The following is an 18,246-nucleotide window of genomic DNA, read 5'->3' as shown; positions in this document are numbered from 1 at the left end:
CTGTATTAAATATCTTCCAGATTCCGCTTTCGCTTATCCCTGAGCTGTTTGTAGAACGTAGGGGTGAGTCCGGTAATCTTTTTGAATTGATTTGACAGATGGCCTACACTGCTGTAGTGGAGCATATTTGCAATCTCGGATAGGGTCAGTTCGTCATAAATCAACAGTTCTTTTACCCTTTCAATTTTATGTATGATAATATATTGCTGAATGGTAACGCCCTTTACTTCCGAAAAAATATTGGACAGATAGGTGTAGTCATAGTCTAATTTTTCAGCGATATAGTCGGAATAATTTACTTTCGGAAGTTCATCAGAATGATGGATCATTTCGATGATTACATTTTTGATTCGCTCAATCAGAATACTTTTCTTGTCATCCAGCAATTCAAGCCCCGACTTAAGAAGATTTGCTTTCAGAAGGGCCCGTTGTTCGGCCGTGATTTCCTCCAGTAATTCAACCACACCTAAATCTACGATCACATAATGAAGGCCGAGTTTTTTCAATTCCTCTTTTACCATCATTTTGCATCGCAAACTCACCATATACTTAACATACAACCTCATACTTCCTCTTTGCAGTCATGAATACCCAATTTAGCGTTTATTTCGCCAAAACGTGTGATAGATGTAACAATGAATTGGTGCTATGTAAGGCTTTATGTAGTTGTTAATCGCACCTTTGAGTTGTTGTAAAAATACTTTTACAATTAAAAATAAGATCATGGAACATTCTAAAGATCAAAAACCCGCTGCAGCCTTCAAAATGACAGGTGATTGGAAAGAACAATCTAAACAGTTGAAAGCAAAGTACTCACAATTAACAGATGAGGATTTGAAGTATGAAGCAGGTAAAGAAAATGACCTTTTTAAACGAGTGGAAAAACGACTCAATAAAAATCATGATGAGGTTGTAAACATCATCAGAAAAGTGCAGCCTGCACAGGCTTTATAAAAAGTCCGGTCAGCCAACACGAAGGGGGGGCAATCCCCCTTTTTATTTATTGATATTCAGGCCCATAATCAATGTCGAAACATAAACCAGGAAATCATGTCAAAGGAAAGAGAAGGCAAGGCGAAATCTGATAAGACGGCCCCTGCCAAAAACTTAAAGGAGAAGCGCGCTGCCAAGGAAGCGAAGCGTAAGAAGAAGCGAAGTGAAGATTAGATGATCAATTCCTCAATCGGGGAATTTATGATTGGTGGTCTTTAGGATAGTTATTGTACGAAGCAGAATAACATTATGAGCAAACGATTTTTCCAAAACAACTACATTGCCGGGGATGTGGTGTATGCCAAAACTGATCCCGGGAGAAAACTTGTTATCAGGCGGTATATTGACCAGGTATATTACTGTAACGTGGAAGATAACCGCGAAGGAAGGGAACTTGTCTATTTTGAGCGGGAACTGGTGGAAGACAGGAAATTAGCCGCAGAAAATAAAAAAGCCAGAATGGCAACAAAGTAATGGAAATTTTAAGAAGTTGGCGGGAACAAAAGGTCATGCTGAAGCGGAGGTTTTCCGTTTTATCAGATGAGGATTTTGAGTTTAAAGAAGGTCACCGTGACTGCATGCTGGAAAGGCTTTCGGTAAAGCTGGAGAAGACGCGGGCTGAACTTCAGTTAATTTTTGCAGAGCTGCAGACATATTAAAGAATCAGAACATAATTTAGGCTCCAGCGATCAGTCTTAAATACGTCGAGGAAAATGCCGGTTAGCATTTTTATTTTTTTGATATAAATTACGGTAAGCAAAGCAGGAGAGAATAACGGTAACAAATGCAACCAGTGCCATTTAGTGACCCCCATCTTTGACCATCAAATGCCCGGTTAGTGCCAGTAGTGTATTAAAGAAAAATTCTGCATACGCCGATTCGGTGAGCGGTCTCGATTTTTTCAGCCAGATCGCCAGCAGTCCTAGTCCCTTTGCCAGTGCCAGCGGGTACATGATATATGTAGGGAAACCCATACATGTATAAAACCAAAGGTGCATTCAGCTCCTCAATACATAGTTACTGGTTATATCGCTGACAGATGGAGTTCCGGCAAGCTGCATATCCCGAATCAATTCCGTCTTCAGAATTTCAAGGGCCAGTTCAACGCCCTGTTGTCCAAGTGCACCCAGTCCCCAGCAAAAAGGACGGCCGATACATACAGCCGATGCACCGAGGGCCAGTGCTTTAAAAATATCTGTTCCTCTCCGTATACCTCCGTCAATTAAAACGGGGAATGCTCCGTTCACTTCCTCTGCGACTTCCGGCAGACAATCGATGGTTGCCCGGTTGCTTTCCAGTTGTCTGCCCCCATGATTTGATACCACAATACCGTCGACGTTGTGTTGTACAGCCAGGCGGGCATCCTCCCTGGTAACAATCCCTTTGAGCACTATTTTCATATCACAGTTTTCCCGAAGCCAGCCGATCATTTCCCAGGTCATTCCGGGATCATTTATCCCCATACCTTCAGGTAAAATATCCCTGAAATTGCCCATTTCAATTTCTCCCGATTCGATCATTTTTGCGAGATTTGTTCCGTGGTTTTCCCTGTTTCCAAGAACAGGCGTATCAACCGTTAGGAAGCATACCTTGCAGCCAGCAGCCATAGCCCGGTCCAGCAACTTTTTAGTAATGGCACGATCTGAAGTTGGATAAAGCTGAAACCATAAATCCGCGCCTGATTCTTTTGCTATTTCGTTTACCGAGAAATTGGATACGGAAGAGACAATCATTTGATGATTTCTGTTTACAGCTGCTTTTGCGCTGGCAATTTCTCCATCGGGATGAAATACTTTCTGAAATCCTACCGGACAAAGGATGATGGGATTATCCAGTTCCTTGCCAAAAAGCTCGATTTTGGTGGAAATATTGCGGACATCGACTAATCTCCTGGGACGGATTTGGATGTTTCCGTATGCCTCGTGATTTGCCCGTACCGTCTTCAGGTCGTCGGCACCGCCATTCAGGTAGGACAAAGCATCTTCTCCCATAGCTTCGCCGGAAAGCTTTTCAAGGTCAAATATATTCTTCAGAAGGGCCAGATCTGCCTCCTGTATTTCCTCGAGTAACACGGGTCTGTCCTTGATATCACATCCGACATACGGTAATGCCAGCGCGAGAGAAGATAAACCCATCCACCGGATGAACTGTCTACGTTGGCTAATAATTGATTTGTTCGGATTATTCATTATCTGTTTTCAGGGGTTCGGGTTTCGTATTCATTTCTTTTTCAATCAGTGAAATAATTTCTACAATTCGTTTTCGCAGGGCGTAGGACTGTAAATTGGCAATCTCATTCAATAATTTGCCCCGGGCAACCAGATTTTCAAAAACGGGTATATCAAGAATTGCAAAAAGATTGTCGGCATGTTGAGATGGTGTGGCTTTGATACCCAGACTATCATTCCTGTCCAGTAAAAAGGCCGAAATAGAATTATTATTCCACCTGTAAATATCGATATTCCGGACATTGAAATTTAAAATGACAAACTGCATAAAATGATCATCCCTGAAACGAAGCCAGTTTTGTTCTTCTTCAGTGAGCTGTATGATTTCACTGGTCCATAGGGACAGTCTTTCTTTTAATTCCTGGTTTTGGAGAAGCTGTAATTTTCCCGAACCGATCAGATCATTGATGATCGGATCAAATGTAGGAGCAATGCCGAGTGTGGATACATGCGAGTATATGCTGTCGGTTGATCTTAATTCCGGGTGATCAATATAATCATACAGGCGTAACGAGGAATGTATGATGGATTTTCTGATACCAATTTTTTCGTCCAGCTGATCCAGGTTACTCATAAACTCCTGATGAAGTTGATTCAGTATTATTTGCTCCTGCTGACGATCCTTTCTTTGCTGATTCCACGAATTGATCTGAAGGGCGATGAGGATTCCGATCACAACCAAAACGATCTCACCTGAGGCATACAAAATATAGCGGGTAAATGAATTTTGCGTGAGAAGTTTGCGTCTGATTTTACGAAAGAGTGTGATCATAAAGATAGTAGGAAGGTGCTGATGATTCGCTTATTCAGGCTGTTGTTGGAAATGAATATTTAATTTGGAATGAATACAGTTGATAAGATACTATGTTCATGGAATAAATAGTTATTTGGGAGATTATTATTTTCTGAAATAGTATCGCGACAAATGAGCCGGAGTCATTTGATAAATCTGATTATCCTAAATTTTTCATCCAGTTGACGGGATTGTTCCTAATGTACCTTGAAATATTTCGGTAAGCCATTTCGTCCCGGATTATACGGTCATAATACCTGGATTGCCACATGAAATCCGGGTGAATTTTCCTGGCATTTTTTGTCACCCCGATTTTGTAACCCCGGATGATTGATGCCAGGTTTTTGGATTGTGGGCCGAAAATATTATTGGATTGTAATAATGGTTTTTTCGGCATGGCGACTAGAGGCGCAAGATCTTGCGCCTCCGCAGGATTGCCAATGTCCACAGGCCTGTCAATAATTATTATCCCATGCACATGATCCGGCATGATGACATGATTGCCCAATTTGACAAAAGGAAAATGATCCGGTATCGATAGCCAGCATTGGTCTGCCAATTTTCCGATTTCAGATAATTTCATCTTGCCATCCCGGACATTTCCAAACCAGTGAAACCTGTTTTTTGTGCATATGGTTACAAAATATGCCCCATTCCAGCCATAGTCCCAGTTTGATAAGCGGATTGTATCGATACGATATTTTCCTCTGAATAGACGAACCATAAACCTTAAGATTAAGCTTTGTGACGGTCACCGAATGTCCATATTCATTGTAAAATGTCTTTTTTTCTATTACTTAGTCTAATCAACAATAGTTTCCATTGTACTTAACCTTCAACCAATGATTACACACAATAAGATTAACTGGCCTTTCATTTTTAAATTCAGCTGGAAGAATATATTGTTCAGCCTGAGTGTAACTGTACTGGCCACCGTTCTTCATTTTAATTATGGTGTTAATTCATGGCAGATTCCAATGGCGATTATTGCTACGCTGGGTACGGCGCTGGCGATAATTCTGGGGTTCCGCAATGGTTCGGCATACGATCGCTGGTGGGAAGCACGGAAGATCTGGGGCGGAATGGTAAATGACAGTCGGTCCTATGCCCGACAGGTATTGTCAATGATTAATCTGGACAATGCCAATGATCCTGAAACCATTAAGTTGAAAGAGATTCAACGAGATATCGTCAATACTCACATAGGTTTCATCAATGCGCTCAAACTGCAGTTAAGAGGCATTGCTGATCAAGACATGTGGAATGATAAAGTTTACAGTACTCTGAATGAGCATACGCTGGCACAGGTCAGGGACAAATCGAATAAGGCAACGCAGCTGCTCATCCAGCAGGGAAAAAAACTGGAAGACTGTCAGCGTGCCGGACTCATCGATGACTTCCGTCATATGCAACTTGATAACACCCTTACGCGGTTTTCAGATTACCAGGGTAAATCGGAACGTATAAAAGGGACGCCTTTTCCGAAGGCTTACGAACTATTTAACAGTATCCTGCTTGACTTATTTATCCTGTTTCTTCCCTTTGCACTGTTGCCCATTTTCGATCAAATGAATGGTTGGTGGCTGGTCTTTCCTATTACGGTAATGATTTCATGGGCGTTTTACTCGATACACCGGTTGGGAATTCTAATTGCCAATCCGTTTGAAAACTTCAGATGGGACGTACCCCTGGATGCTATTTGCAATACAATCGAAATAGATATGCTTGAAGCTGTAGAATCCGATGTAATTCCGGAAAAACTGAAACCTGTTGATGGGGTGTTGATGTGAGGAAATTAATGATCTGTGCTGGCAGTCAGAAATTTGTTTACATCCAGCCAGTGGATGAATGCTTCAAACCAGCGATTACTGGTGCGATCCGGATTGCCGAGACCAAAACCGTGGCCGCCATTCTGATATAAATGGAACTCAACAGGTATGCCTGCCTTATACCAGGAATCAATCACTCCAAACTGACCTCGGAAAAGAAAATCATCCGTGGCGATCACGTTGAACATCGGCGGGGCGTCTTCAGGCACATCAACAGGTCCCATTCCACCATAGATAGGACCAATAAAAGCCAGCTTCATGGTCTTTGAATACAAGGTAGAATGCATGGTGAGGCCTGCACCGGCCGAGAAACCAATCATCCCGATTCTGTCGGTATCCACACCCCATTCTTCAGCACGGTCGACGATGATGGCATAGGCAGCTTCGGCATCTTCAAGCTGGTTGGAAAGATCCACTTGTGGCGGTCGGGAGGGAGGCGTATCGGATGAGTTATCTGAAGGTGCTGGTCTCGGACGGTTCATCCAGTCGGAAAAGTCCTCGAGTTTCTCCGCGGTAGGAAAGAGGCGGTATTTCAGGACAAAGGCAGCAATTCCCTGCTTTGCCAGCGCCTCTGCTACTTCCCATCCTTCGTTGCCCATGGATAGCCATCGGAAACCTCCGCCGGGAGCTACAATCACGGCTGCGCCTGTTGCTTTTTCCGGGTCTGGAAGGAAAGGAGTGAGGGTGGCAATTGAAATATTCCGAGCCATCGGATCTCCCCACTGCCGGAACCAGGTTTCGGGAGAAGTCTGGTCCTCCACGCCGCCAGTATTTAAAAGAATTGCATTTGGTTCATCAGGAGCTTCCAGGGGATAAATGGTTCCGTCCTGGGCGTTGATGGTCGAAGTGATACAGATTAAATACACTGCTATGGATAGCCAGTGAATTCGGGATTGAAAACCTTTCATTTGTATGCAGGTTTATGATTTATATGATGAGAAAGAATCAATTTAGTATAAATTCCATAAAATGACTTCAATCAAATGGAAGGGAATTAATTCTGAAAACCAAACAATGAATCAACAAACAAGCAGTTACAGCCTGAATACGGCAGACTTATGTGATTTAGAAAATTAGTTTATATTAGTAAAGGGCATATTCTTTGCTGTAGAACTATCAGGTTGTTATATCGTTAAGGCCATTGCCGGAAGACCGGTTTGAGCCTTTTGAACAGGAATTAAATGTTATGCATATATGAAATGGAATAATAAGTTCTTCCGGAAATTAAAATTACTTGCTGCGCTGATGCTGGTGTTTTTGTTGGTTCTGGCGACCAATATGATGGATAATCATCATTTTGAGGTTGTTAAGAAAACGCTTAAAACAGTTTATGAAGACCGGCTGGTAGCAAAAAATTATATTTTCCGAATGTCGGCACAACTCAAGCATAAGGAGCTGGCCATTATGACTGGGGATGAGGAACATATTCCTGAGGTTTTAACTACGGCCAATGATTCTTTACAGATTCTTATGGATCTGTATTCCGGCACAAAGCTCACTTCCAGGGAGGCCGGACTACTGCGAGATGTCCGTGATAAATTAGCCACGCTGGAAAAGGTTGAAAACCAGTGGGAAGCTATGGATGACAGTCTTCGGAATGATGTGACAAAACAGTACCAGGAAATTGAGAGCCTCCTTGCCAAACTATCAGAAATCCAGTTAACGGAAGGGAAGCGGCAGATTGAGTATTCAAACCGGGCAATTGCCAACAGTGATCTCATTTCGAAAATTGAGATCGGGGTATTGATTGCCATCGGCCTGATTGTGCAGATTCTGATTATCTATAAAGTGAACGGTTGAAAACCTACCTGCATTAACTATGTATTGATAAAAGTGGCTCTTTCTTTTAAATTATTTTATTGTCATTCTTCAGTGAAACTTTGACCAGTTAAATCCTTAATAGTGGGGTAGATCTTTGCCGGTTTATCACTATTTTCAAGAAACTCCCTGAACTCCCGGGCAAAAGCCACCCTCCTGTGTTTCCACCATTCCTGGGTTCCCTTATGATGAAAATAGCCGATCATCGTATTGCGATGACTTGACCAGAGCCGTTTGTCCAATACAGAAAGCTCGTGTTGATAATACATGTTTTCCCAATGCCTGAAGAGTTGTATGAACATGAAGTTGGAAGTTCTTTTTTCATTTTCTTCCAGTTCATCCCAGCCATTGCATGCCCTTTCCATCAATTCACCCAACTCGCTGTTTTCGATCATTTGTCTCAAATACTCCATGTTGGTCCTGTTTAATGAATCAGAGTAATTGGCTTTAACAGCAGTAGTATTTTTCTTTATCTGGTAGGCAAGAAAAAATACGGATAAGATGACTCCCAAACTTGCGACGGAATTTATGATAAGTTCGTAATCCATGTAAATCAATGTTTTAGGCTCATTACAACCTATATTGATAGCAAACAGCCGGTTATATTTAATTCTTAATCAATATAATATATTTGATTTAAGGAATTTGCCTTTGCTATTATGATTCACCTACAGGACCAGGCGGTTAAATCAACTTGTTTTTGTTCCCCGCGGTTGACGTTTCGCACAGTGAGAATAAGAGCTGCGGTCATACATCTTTAGTGTCAGACTCCATATCAGCCGAAAAAAGCTCGGTCCGAATGCTTATATTCGATTAATGAAAATTTTATGTACGCTCACTTTAATCCTTTTTTCAATCGTGGCAACATCACAGGAAAATCCAATGACCATTCATCGAACTTCTGATTTTGAAATAACCGGCCATGGTTCAGCCGGAGAATGGGGAAAAGCAGACTGGTTTGAGATACCTCAGCGAACCGGTAACGGAGAAAAGATGCGTACTCAGGCTAAGGTGCTTTATTCGGATCAAGGAATGTATTTCCTGGTTGAATGCGAGGACCGCAAACTCACATCATCACTCACTGAAGACAATACTGATCTGTACAATGAAGATGTTGTAGAGGTATTTCTCTGGACAGATGAAGAACATCCCTTATATTTTGAATATGAGATATCCCCGCTGAATTATGAGCTTGTTCTTATTATTCCAAATTTTGACGGCGACTTTCTGGGGTGGATTCCCTGGCATTATGAAGGAGGACGTCGGATCAAACATCAGACAAGCGTAAAAGGAGGGGAGAAGAAAAGTATGGCTTCGGTGGAATCGTGGACGGCAGAGTTCTTCATTCCTTATGAATTACTTAAGCCACTGAGAAACGTGCCTCCCTCCAGCGGTATGGAATGGCGAATGAATATTTACAGGATGGATTATGATTCCGGCATGCGCGACCGTTGGGAATGGAAACCCATCGTAAAGAATTTTCATGAATACAAGTTATTCGGAAGAGTCAGGTTTGAATAGAGGGTTTCTTTCAGCCGTTTAAGCGTGACGCCGCAGTCGTTTTGGTCACCTCTCCGTACAATCACCACATAAAAACAACCTCCTGCAAAGCAACTATGGGGATCACACTTTTCCTCCAGGTATGACAATCGTCATTGCCTTTCAATTCATGCTTTTGTAAATTTTTTCAAGGCAGTTATACGGATAATGCTGAATAAAAAATTCGTAAAAAATATGCGTACATATGAAAACCATTACTACCCTCTTTCTTATCTTCTTCATGGGGATTTATGGTGTTCAAAGCCAGTCCATATGCAGTGAAGATATTAAAATTCAGAACCAGGAAGACCTGGACAATTTTAATTGTGCTATTGTTGACGGGAACTTAACCCTGATCATAACGGAGGAGTTGAATTTAGAACCCCTCTCAATTCTTACCGAAGTCCATAAAACCCTGTATATCGAGTTTTCTCCTGAAATATCCCCTGACCTGAGCGGATTAAGAAACCTCAAACAAGCCCGGGAGTTAAAGATTTCCTCCCGCGGCGGATCCAGCGGTGATACCCGAATTGAGATTGGTTCATTACAGAAGCTGGACAGCCTTTTAAGCCTCTCTGTAAACGAGGTGACACTGGTTAATTCATTTCCTGCCCTGAAGTATTTGCGCCATCTGTCCATGTATGCTTCTTATTTTCAGGATATCACATGGCTGAATAATATTGACACCATTCAGACGCTGGTTCTTAACAGTACGATCGCCGCTGATCACAATGAAGCGTTTCTCTCGAGGATTCCGGAAGGAGGGGAGTTAACGCTGAACTACTCCGCATTTTCTAAACTGGATGGACTGAAAGGAATTCATCATCTAAAAAGGCTGGATTTGACCGGGGCATATGGTCTCAGCCTGGACGGTCTGTCTGAGCTGGATTCGGCAGATTATTTCATTGTTTCGAATGTGCGGACATCAGAAGGGTGTTGTGGCCTTTCGCATTACCTTCGGGGAGATCCCCAACCTCTTGAGTTTGTTTTTTCCAACAATTCCTGTAGCCTGGAAGATATTCTGTCAGGGTGTTATACATGTTCGGGTGATATTGTACTGAAGAGCCAGGAATACATCGATAATTTCACTTGTAAAACGGTTGAAGGTAATCTCACTTTGAGGACGATGGGAGAAGAGGTAGATACCTCGCCGCTGCTGGTCCTGGATTCCATAAAAGGGGACCTCATAATTGATGTTGATCAGGCGGATCATTCCGGGTTTTCTAACCTTGCCTTCATTGGGAACAGACTCTACATTAATAATGGAATTAATCCGGATATAAAAATTTTTGACTTTTCGTCGCTTGCCAGCCTGAATCATGTGAGGCAAATCTGTCTTGATAGTATATTTCAGAAAGGTAAGCTTGTGGAATTAACCCATAAGGTTGAGTCAGTACATTTAAATGGAATCTGGGGTGATAAAACCACCGACTGGATGCCATTAGTACCCTCAGTTGATACAATTGCCATTTACAACACCCCTTATTTTGGTAATGATTATATTTTGAAATATTTAAGTGATGATGGACATTTCTTTGCTTATAATGTCGGGGATCAATTTGCTTATTTTAACTCATTTGATGGATTTAAAGGCAGAACTAAAATTGGGGGGATTCATTTGCAAACAGCGTTTGTAAACACATTTAGAGGACTTGAATCGCTGATGGAGATTGATGAACTTGAATTAATTGCAGTGGAGTCTGAAGATTACTCGGCGTTATGTAATCTGCTGTCCAAAGGTGAGATAACCGGAAATTTGATCTTTGAATCAAATGCCATTGAATTGAATGATCTGATGCATTTGTGCGATTTTCCATGTGAAGGGGATTACTATGTCTACACCCAGGATGATGTGGATAAATTTGCGTGTAAGACGTTAGGTGGCAGCCTGTATTTAAGAAGTAATGAAGCTATTGAAACAACACCTTTCCTTCAACTCGATTCCATTATAGGAAGTCTTGTTTTCTATGGTTATAGAAGCTATGATCAGATGGAATTCCCCGGATTTCAAAATTTGAAATTCATAGGGGAATCATTAAATATTACAGGCACCTTTATTGATCTGGGCTCATTTTCAAATCTCTCCTCGTTAGGCAGAATTGACTTCAAATGGGCTAAGACCAAAGGTCAAATAGTATCGTTGATGGATACTATTGATTATGTTTTCATCGAAGATAATCTATCTATTGATAAGGATGAGTTGCATTTGAGCAATTCAAACTGGCTGCCGAACGTTCCTTGCATTGATACACTTCGTCTATATTGGGTATTTGATTCTACACTGTATACGGGAATTATTCCAAAATTGGGAGAAAATAGTTTTCTGCATGTGGAATACAATGGCCCGAAAGACATCCTTGTGGGTTTGAAAGGAAAATCGAAGGTGGGAGGATTGCGTCTTAATAATTTATATCTGGAATCTTTTGACGACCTGGAGGATCTGGAATCTGTAGGCTCATTGGATATCCAGGGAGTAAATGTTATCCGAGACTGTTGCGGATTGTACAACCTGTTGAAAAATGGATCAATCACAGGTGAATTTGTGTTTAAAAATAATTCCTGTACCATTGAAGAAATCCTGGCCGGCTGTGCCCCGGAAGAAGTTAGCTCGATGAGCATATATCCCAATCCGTCCAATTCGGGTAAAGTGACTGTTGACTGGAAACAGGATCCATCTCATAAGACCCATATCCAGGTGTTGGATAATTCAGGGAAGATGGTTTATGAGTCTTGGCTTGATCCGGGTAACGGCCTCGGCAATGTACAACTTGATATTTCCCAATACCCCAGCGGGGTTTACCTGGTCAGGATCATTACCGGGGATAAAGTGGAACTGAAGAGGTTGGTGAAGCCGTGAAATAATAACCACTTGACGGTATAGTTGTCAACGTCTGACGGAGATCTTTGACATTTGCGTATGGCAATGAGCCAATTCAATTTCCTGCCTTACCCCCTGAAGCAGAAGGCAGTGCAATGGACTGTGAAAGTTAGGTGGATTTAATATATTTAGGCAAGTTTGAAGAGGGTCATCTTCATTATCACCATCCGCATTCTATGATAACATTCTTTAGAAAAATAAGGCGAACGCTTCTTTCAAAAGGTAGAATAGGGTACCTGAAATATGCATTCGGTGAAATTGTACTGGTAGTTATTGGTATTTTGATTGCCTTGGCAATCAATGACTGGAATGAACACAGAAAGGGAATTGATAGAAAGAATGCACTTCTAACATCGATCCAACGCGAATTCACTCAGAATCTGCAACAACTGGATACCGTTCTGAGATATGATGACCTGGTCGTCAGGAGTTCATATGAGTTTCTGAAAATTAGTCATACCGACTCAATTTTAAATGATGCTGATTACATAAGGAATTTACTGCAAAATACCAGCTGGACGTGGACTTTTGACCCGCAAAATGGGGCGCTGCAGTCCGGAATTTCGTCTGGCGAAATCAACCTCATCATTAACGAAGACCTGACGAACATGCTTTTTAGCTGGAAAGACCTGGTGGCGGATGCCCGCGAGGATGAGTTAAGATCGTTAGATACGAGGTTGGCTGCAAAGCCGGTGATTGAGAAATACGTTAGAAATGTTGATTACAGAAGCACAGACCGAACGGAGATGGGGAAAAGCAAATTTTCTTCGGACTACAGAGGGTTAGTTCAGGACCCTTTGTTCGAAGATTATATTTCAGATCGTTATTCCAGAATGACGGATGCCGTTAACGAATTGAAGAGCGTCAGGGAATTGAATTTGAAAATAATTCAATTAGCGGAAGAGGAGCTGAGTGAAAGTAAATGATGAGCACGCTGTGAATTTCTTTGGGAATGCATAATGTTCAATTTTCTTTTCCATCAATAAAAAATGGAGACGCAAGATTTTGCGTCTCCAAAACGTGGTTGATCCGGTTTCCCGGGAAGGTTAGGGAATTGGTAATTTACTCTTCAAAAATAAAAGCAATGCCATCCGCATAGGCTGTTGGATATGAATTGATGAAAGTCATATCAGGATATTCTGCCCACTCAAATTCCAGCCAGGGATAGGCTTTATCGCTTAGTGTATTTATGAATCTCATATTTAAGTCATAGTTACTTTCTCCATCAAAGGAAAAGTGTAGCTTTTTATCGGACTTTTCCGGCGGGAAATTACCCTTGTCCATTATTTCGTTGAAATATGCAAGGCCTGGCACTGTAGTTGCAATATAATGTTGGAAAAGTGTGGTCTCTTGTTTTTCCATAAAAAGCGTCGCTAGTACCAAGCTGGCAGCACTTCCCCGTCCTATTAATGTCCTGGAATCATTGTCTGTGTAGTTTGTTTCAACGTAAGAAACAATGTCCTTGTAAATGTCATAGAACTCTTGAAAGTCATTAACCACATTCATGTTCGGGTCCAAATCTGCCACTGTAATTACGAGGACATTCAGACCACCTATCCGTTGGCATCCTTCAATTACCTTTTCAAATTCATCAGTAGCCACAGGATAGTGTTGTTCTTCATCATCTACTAGGTAAATAGAGGGGAGGTCCTTGTTTGTTTCGTATTCAGCAGGGATCCATATTTTTGCTTCCCAACGCTTACCATTGGACGTAATAAGAAAAGTTTCCACCCTATCAAAAATTATGGGGCCACAAGGCGGAGTGTCACAAATCTGTGGTGGTTCTGTCTCGACTTCATCATCGGAACACGCCAGAAAAAATCCAATGAAGGCATAAGCAAACATCTGCAATATCAATTTCGTTTTCATAATGACTACCTGTTTAATTTCACTTTGATTTTTTTTGAGAAGACAAATCAGAAAATATCCGGAACAACCGGATAACTTAAATTAACAGATACTTAAGAGACTCATTTTCACTATTTAATCAATCGATGTTGCTATTTGGTCATAGCCTTAAATAGCCTGAACATTTACATCAGGTGTTGAGACTGTTAACATGGAGCGTTTGATTATTTGCGCACTTCAGTGGGCGGAAAGCCAAATTCCTCCTTAAAAATTCGGCTAAACCAGGACAGGTTTCTGAAGCCTACTTCATATGCGATTTCGGTGATGGTCAGATCGGTTGATCTCAGCAGATTTCTTGCTTCCTGTAAACGTACGTACCGGATAAACACGGCGGTTGATTTCCCACTTAAGGCTTTTAATTTTCGATATAGCTGGGATTCGCTCAGGAACAATTCGGACGCAAGTCTGGACGCACCGAAAGTATCATCCGATAAGTTATTATGAATATAAGCGACGGCCTTTTGAATGAATCTGGTTTCCGGGTCTATTCTTCGGCCCTGGTTTTGTTGTCTGAAACCGGAATATTCAAATTTACTGATCAGTTTTTTTCGAAGTAATATCAATTGCTCTATACGCGTTAACAATTCTTCTTTGAGGAAGGGTTTCGCCAGGTAGGCATCTGCACCAAGCGAAAGCCCATTCAGACGATCTTCCGTTGTTGCCTTCGCAGTAAGCATGATAATTGGGATATGGTCGGTAAGTTCATCCTCTTTAAGCGTTTTGCACACCTCATAACCGTCCTTGCCAGGCATCATAATATCCGATATCACGATATCCGGGAGGTGTGTAGATGCCAATTCCAGGCCAGTATCTCCATTTGCAGCATATAACGTTTCATATGTACCAGACAGACATTGAATGATATAACCGGCCACATCCTTGTGGTCTTCAATAATCAGAATTAACGGACGTTCGGGATTTGAAGTGGAAATAGTATTTTCTTCCTCCAGTTCATTTTGAAAACCTGGGAAGTCCTTCAAATTCAGGTTGAGGTTTTCCTGGCTTTTAATTGGCGCATTACGGGTAATGGGTATCAATACAGTAAATACACTGCCCCTGCCTGGAGTGCTTGTCACTGAAATTTCACCGCCGAGTTTGTTTATTAACTCTTTTGTAAGCGCGAGTCCAATGCCTGTGCCCTCTGTTTTTTTTACGGTTGCTGAATCACCTTGATAAAAACGGTCGAAGATATGAGGCAGATCTTCCCTGGATATACCCACTCCGGAATCGCGTACCGATATTTTAAGAAATCCGTCATTATTACGTTGAAAATGCAGTTCAATAGTCCCATGAGGTGGCGTGAATTTTATGGCATTTGAGAGGAGATTCGAAAGTATGGCCGAAAATCTCTCGGTATCCACATCCATCAGGAGTTCATCTATTTCAGAAAACACATTGAGCTGAATATTCTTTTTGTTGGCATAGGTGGAAAAACTGTCACCCAAATATTTAATTAGAAGAACAACATCGATTTGCACATAATCAGGATGTACATGTCCGCTTTCCAGTTTGCTCAGTTCCAGCATTTCATTTACGAGCATCAGTAAACTTTGACTATTTCTCCGGATCAATTCCAGTGTATTAGTAACGCCGTGTGTGGCTTTATTATTAAGTTCCTTCTCCAGGGTGTCTGTCATGCCCAGAATGACGGTTAGTGGAGTCCGGAATTCATGTGAAATGTTTGTATACAGATTATTTTTTAATTCATTGATTTGTTTCTGACGTTTACCTTCTTCGATAGCTAATTTTCTGGAAAGCAGAAATCTGTAAATGTTATAGGCGAGAAAACAGAGAATAGTTGCGTACAAGAGATATGCCCACCATCTGGACCACCACGCTTTTTTAATCACAAACTGAAGTGATGCACCTTTTTCGCTCCATACGTCATTATCGTTGGATCCAATCACGCGGAAGGTGTACGTACCCGGATCGATATTGGTATACTGAGCTACTCGCCTGGTACCGGCATCAATCCAGTCAAGATCAAAGGGTTCCAGCTTATATCTGTATTGATTCTTTGAAGGATCGCTAAAATGTAATCCAAGGTATTCGAATGTCACATCATTCTGTGAATGGGCCAGTATGATCTTCTCTGAATTGGAAGCATTTCCTATGTCAAGATCATAAGGTTTCCCAGATATCCTGAGGCCGCTAACCAATACACTCGGGGCAATCTGATTACCACTTGTCTTATCGGGAACTATTGAAAACAATACACTGCTTCCTCCAAAATAGAGTTCGCCATCACTGGCCTTATGATTAGCCTTGTCGAATCGATGACTGGGCAATCCCTTAAAAGTGAACTTGGCTGATTCAGGATCAAACCTGGATAATCCCCGGTAGGTTGAAAACCAGAATGTACCCGGTGGACCTTCCAGTATTCCAACTACTGTATTGCTGGGCAAACCATCATCCTCAGTATATTGACGAAAAATACGTTTGTCCTTGTCAAAGTGAAGTACCCCCTGGTTTTCAGTGCCCACCCAGTATCTGCCGGAAGAATCTTCATAGAAGCTTTTGACTTTGTAACCTTCCAGAAAAGGTTCGAACCTTTCATTCATGCTATTTCGCCGAAACAAGGTTCCGGCCCCTGACACATCTCCAACCCAAAGTGTCCCGTGCGAATCCTTTTCTATCATATAGATCTCAGGCCGAGACTGCCTGCCCGTCATGGGTAAATTATACCGATTGAAAATCGAATTCTTTTTATCAAAACCGAAAAGACCGTTTTTACCCATCCCGAGCCATAAATAGCCATCCTGATCTTCACAAATTCTGTAAATTGATTCACTTGTTACTTCCGATTTTTTATCCTGTTGGAACGGATGGAGCATCAATTTGCCTGTTTCAGGATCAAAACTAGCCAACCCTCCCTTATCTATCTTTGAAACTGATGTTGCAGTTTCCTCAGGGTGCTCCTCACTCAGGCCTAACCATAACATCCCATTGGAGTCCTCGAGAATATCATTGATAATGCTTTCTTTAAACTTGCTTCGTTGTAATTCATCAGAATATATTTTCTTTATTTCATCTGTTTTGATATCCAATTGCTGAAGACCATGTTTACTGGTTCCAATCAACAGATTTCCCGGCTTGGATCTGTACTCCTGGATGCATATAACATGCATATTATTGGACGTGGTATACCTTGTGATTTTTGATTTGAATGGGTCCATTTTATGAAGCCCCCCCTGAGCCAGTGTTCCCAGCCAGTATTGACCAGATTTATCTTCAAAAAAAGACCAGAGTTTATCATTTGAAACCCCGTTGGGATCTTCGGGATCGTGGACATAATAACTCACTTCATTGGTGTCAGGATTAAAATAATTTATTCCTCCTCCACAGGTACCGATCCAAAAACCACCAGCCTGGTCTTGATATAGCACGGAAATAAATGGAGGAAGTTCCCACGCTTTTTGCCCGGGAGATGGATATAACCGGCTTGAATGGGAAGGATCGTTTACCATTCTGGCAAATTCTTTTCTGCCTGGATCGTAACGATGCAATCCGTTCTGATAGGTACCAACCCATATGTTGCCATCCCGGTCCTCCATAAGAGCGCTCACCCTGTTATCCATCAAACTGTTTGGATTATCCGGCTCATGCATAAACCTCGATGAAATTCCGGATACAGGATCAAAACGAATAAGACCGCCACCATTTTCTATGGCTCCATAACCAGTTCCAATCCAAATATTGTTTTTGCTGTCTGCCAACACCACCCTGATAATTTCACCAGTTAGTGAATTCGGATCTTCTGAATCATCCAGAAACCGTGTAAAGCGATCGCGGTCACGATCATATCGAAACAGTCCGCCCTCCTGCATTCCAATCCAGAGGTTATGAGACGTATCTTCAGACATTGATGTAATAAATCCCGAAGGCGCCGGATTACCTGGTCTGGAATGATATTGGATAAAGCAATCGCAACTATGTTTATAACGACTTAATCCACGGCCTGTTCCGACCCATAAATCTCCGTAGAAGTCTACAAGAAGGGATTCGGTAGTATTATGAATTAAAGAGGTTGAATCTCCGGGAATATTGCGGTACAATTCAAATTCATAACCATTATATTTAAGGAGTCCATCCCCGGTTGTCATCCATAAGTACCCTAGATCATCTTGTACAATAGAAATAATGCTGAAATCATATGCAACATTATTGATTTCAATAGTAAATCTTTTAAAAGCATGCGCAGGTTGTTGTGAGTAGACATAAGAGGGCACGGAGACAAGAATCCAATACATAAAAAATGCA

General features: G+C 41.7%; 17 protein-coding genes. 8 read left to right on the top strand and 9 right to left on the bottom strand.

Translation table 11 applies throughout. The annotated features are described in order from the left end of the window. Window positions 1-5: 5 nt before the first annotated feature. The gene (locus tag LDX50_RS07220) at window positions 6-566 is read right to left on the bottom strand and encodes a helix-turn-helix domain-containing protein (protein ID WP_225697765.1); all 561 of its coding nucleotides are present in this window, start codon (window positions 564-566) and stop codon (window positions 6-8) included. 157 nt (window positions 567-723) lie between these two features. On the opposite strand from LDX50_RS07220, the gene LDX50_RS07215 reads away from it, so the two are divergent. From LDX50_RS07215 to LDX50_RS07205, 3 genes are all read left to right on the top strand, one after another. Next, window positions 724-954 (top strand): hypothetical protein, encoded by a 231-nt coding sequence (locus tag LDX50_RS07215; RefSeq protein ID WP_225697764.1) that lies wholly within the window; start codon window positions 724-726, stop codon window positions 952-954. Window positions 955-1,242: 288 nt separating this feature from the next. Continuing rightward, window positions 1,243-1,467 carry a hypothetical protein gene (locus LDX50_RS07210; protein WP_225697763.1) on the top strand — a complete coding sequence of 75 codons (225 nt, stop codon included), beginning with the start codon at window positions 1,243-1,245 and terminating at the stop codon, window positions 1,465-1,467. Then, entirely contained in the window at window positions 1,467-1,652 is a 186-nt protein-coding gene (locus tag LDX50_RS07205; protein ID WP_225697762.1) for a hypothetical protein, read from the top strand. Before LDX50_RS07210 ends, LDX50_RS07205 begins: the two co-directional genes overlap by 1 nt. 141 nt (window positions 1,653-1,793) lie before the next feature. Here LDX50_RS07205 and LDX50_RS07200 read toward each other — a convergent pair whose 3' ends face one another. The 4 genes from LDX50_RS07200 to LDX50_RS07185 form a co-directional block, all read right to left on the bottom strand. Further along, on the bottom strand, window positions 1,794-1,991 hold the full coding sequence (locus LDX50_RS07200; RefSeq protein ID WP_225697761.1) for a hypothetical protein: 198 nt from the start codon (window positions 1,989-1,991) through the stop codon (window positions 1,794-1,796). Then, a complete protein-coding gene (locus LDX50_RS07195) occupies window positions 1,992-3,128 on the bottom strand; it encodes an alpha-hydroxy acid oxidase (RefSeq protein ID WP_225697760.1) in 1,137 nt (378 codons plus the stop codon). Between the two features lie 46 nt (window positions 3,129-3,174). Then, entirely contained in the window at window positions 3,175-3,993 is an 819-nt protein-coding gene (locus LDX50_RS07190; protein WP_225697759.1) for a DUF6090 family protein, read from the bottom strand. Between the two features lie 181 nt (window positions 3,994-4,174). After that, the gene (locus LDX50_RS07185) at window positions 4,175-4,738 is read right to left on the bottom strand and encodes a transposase (protein WP_225697758.1); all 564 of its coding nucleotides are present in this window, start codon (window positions 4,736-4,738) and stop codon (window positions 4,175-4,177) included. 118 nt (window positions 4,739-4,856) lie between these two features. On the opposite strand from LDX50_RS07185, the gene LDX50_RS07180 reads away from it, so the two are divergent. Beyond that, a complete protein-coding gene (locus tag LDX50_RS07180) occupies window positions 4,857-5,804 on the top strand; it encodes a bestrophin family protein (RefSeq protein ID WP_225697757.1) in 948 nt (315 codons plus the stop codon). Window positions 5,805-5,809: 5 nt separating this feature from the next. Here LDX50_RS07180 and LDX50_RS07175 read toward each other — a convergent pair whose 3' ends face one another. Next, on the bottom strand, window positions 5,810-6,751 hold the full coding sequence (locus tag LDX50_RS07175) for an alpha/beta hydrolase (RefSeq protein ID WP_225697756.1): 942 nt from the start codon (window positions 6,749-6,751) through the stop codon (window positions 5,810-5,812). Window positions 6,752-7,037: 286 nt separating this feature from the next. Between LDX50_RS07175 and LDX50_RS07170 the strand changes: the two genes are divergently transcribed. Then, complete coding sequence (locus tag LDX50_RS07170) at window positions 7,038-7,643, top strand: MCP four helix bundle domain-containing protein (RefSeq protein WP_225697755.1); 606 nt, start codon at window positions 7,038-7,040, stop codon at window positions 7,641-7,643. Window positions 7,644-7,705: 62 nt separating this feature from the next. Here the strand turns inward: LDX50_RS07170 and LDX50_RS07165 are convergent, their stop codons facing one another. Beyond that, on the bottom strand, window positions 7,706-8,209 hold the full coding sequence (locus LDX50_RS07165; RefSeq protein ID WP_225697754.1) for a hypothetical protein: 504 nt from the start codon (window positions 8,207-8,209) through the stop codon (window positions 7,706-7,708). A gap of 268 nt (window positions 8,210-8,477) precedes the next feature. On the opposite strand from LDX50_RS07165, the gene LDX50_RS07160 reads away from it, so the two are divergent. From LDX50_RS07160 to LDX50_RS07150, 3 genes are all read left to right on the top strand, one after another. After that, window positions 8,478-9,182: a carbohydrate-binding family 9-like protein gene (locus LDX50_RS07160; RefSeq protein WP_225697753.1), complete on the top strand. Its 705-nt coding sequence runs from the start codon at window positions 8,478-8,480 to the stop codon at window positions 9,180-9,182. Between the two features lie 223 nt (window positions 9,183-9,405). Beyond that, the gene (locus LDX50_RS07155) at window positions 9,406-12,057 is read left to right on the top strand and encodes a T9SS type A sorting domain-containing protein (protein ID WP_225697752.1); all 2,652 of its coding nucleotides are present in this window, start codon (window positions 9,406-9,408) and stop codon (window positions 12,055-12,057) included. Window positions 12,058-12,254: 197 nt separating this feature from the next. Continuing rightward, entirely contained in the window at window positions 12,255-13,004 is a 750-nt protein-coding gene (locus LDX50_RS07150; RefSeq protein ID WP_225697751.1) for a DUF6090 family protein, read from the top strand. Window positions 13,005-13,140: 136 nt separating this feature from the next. On the opposite strand, the gene LDX50_RS07145 is transcribed toward LDX50_RS07150, so the two are convergent. Together LDX50_RS07145 and LDX50_RS07140 are read right to left on the bottom strand one after the other, a co-directional pair. Then, complete coding sequence (locus tag LDX50_RS07145; RefSeq protein WP_225697750.1) at window positions 13,141-13,947, bottom strand: hypothetical protein; 807 nt, start codon at window positions 13,945-13,947, stop codon at window positions 13,141-13,143. 203 nt (window positions 13,948-14,150) lie between these two features. Next, on the bottom strand, window positions 14,151-18,089 hold the full coding sequence (locus LDX50_RS07140) for a hybrid sensor histidine kinase/response regulator transcription factor (protein ID WP_225697749.1): 3,939 nt from the start codon (window positions 18,087-18,089) through the stop codon (window positions 14,151-14,153). Between the last annotated feature and the right edge of the window lie 157 nt (window positions 18,090-18,246).

The sequence above is a fragment of the Fulvivirga sedimenti genome (assembly GCF_020328055.1).
This window is presented reverse-complemented; position numbering and strand designations above follow the sequence as displayed.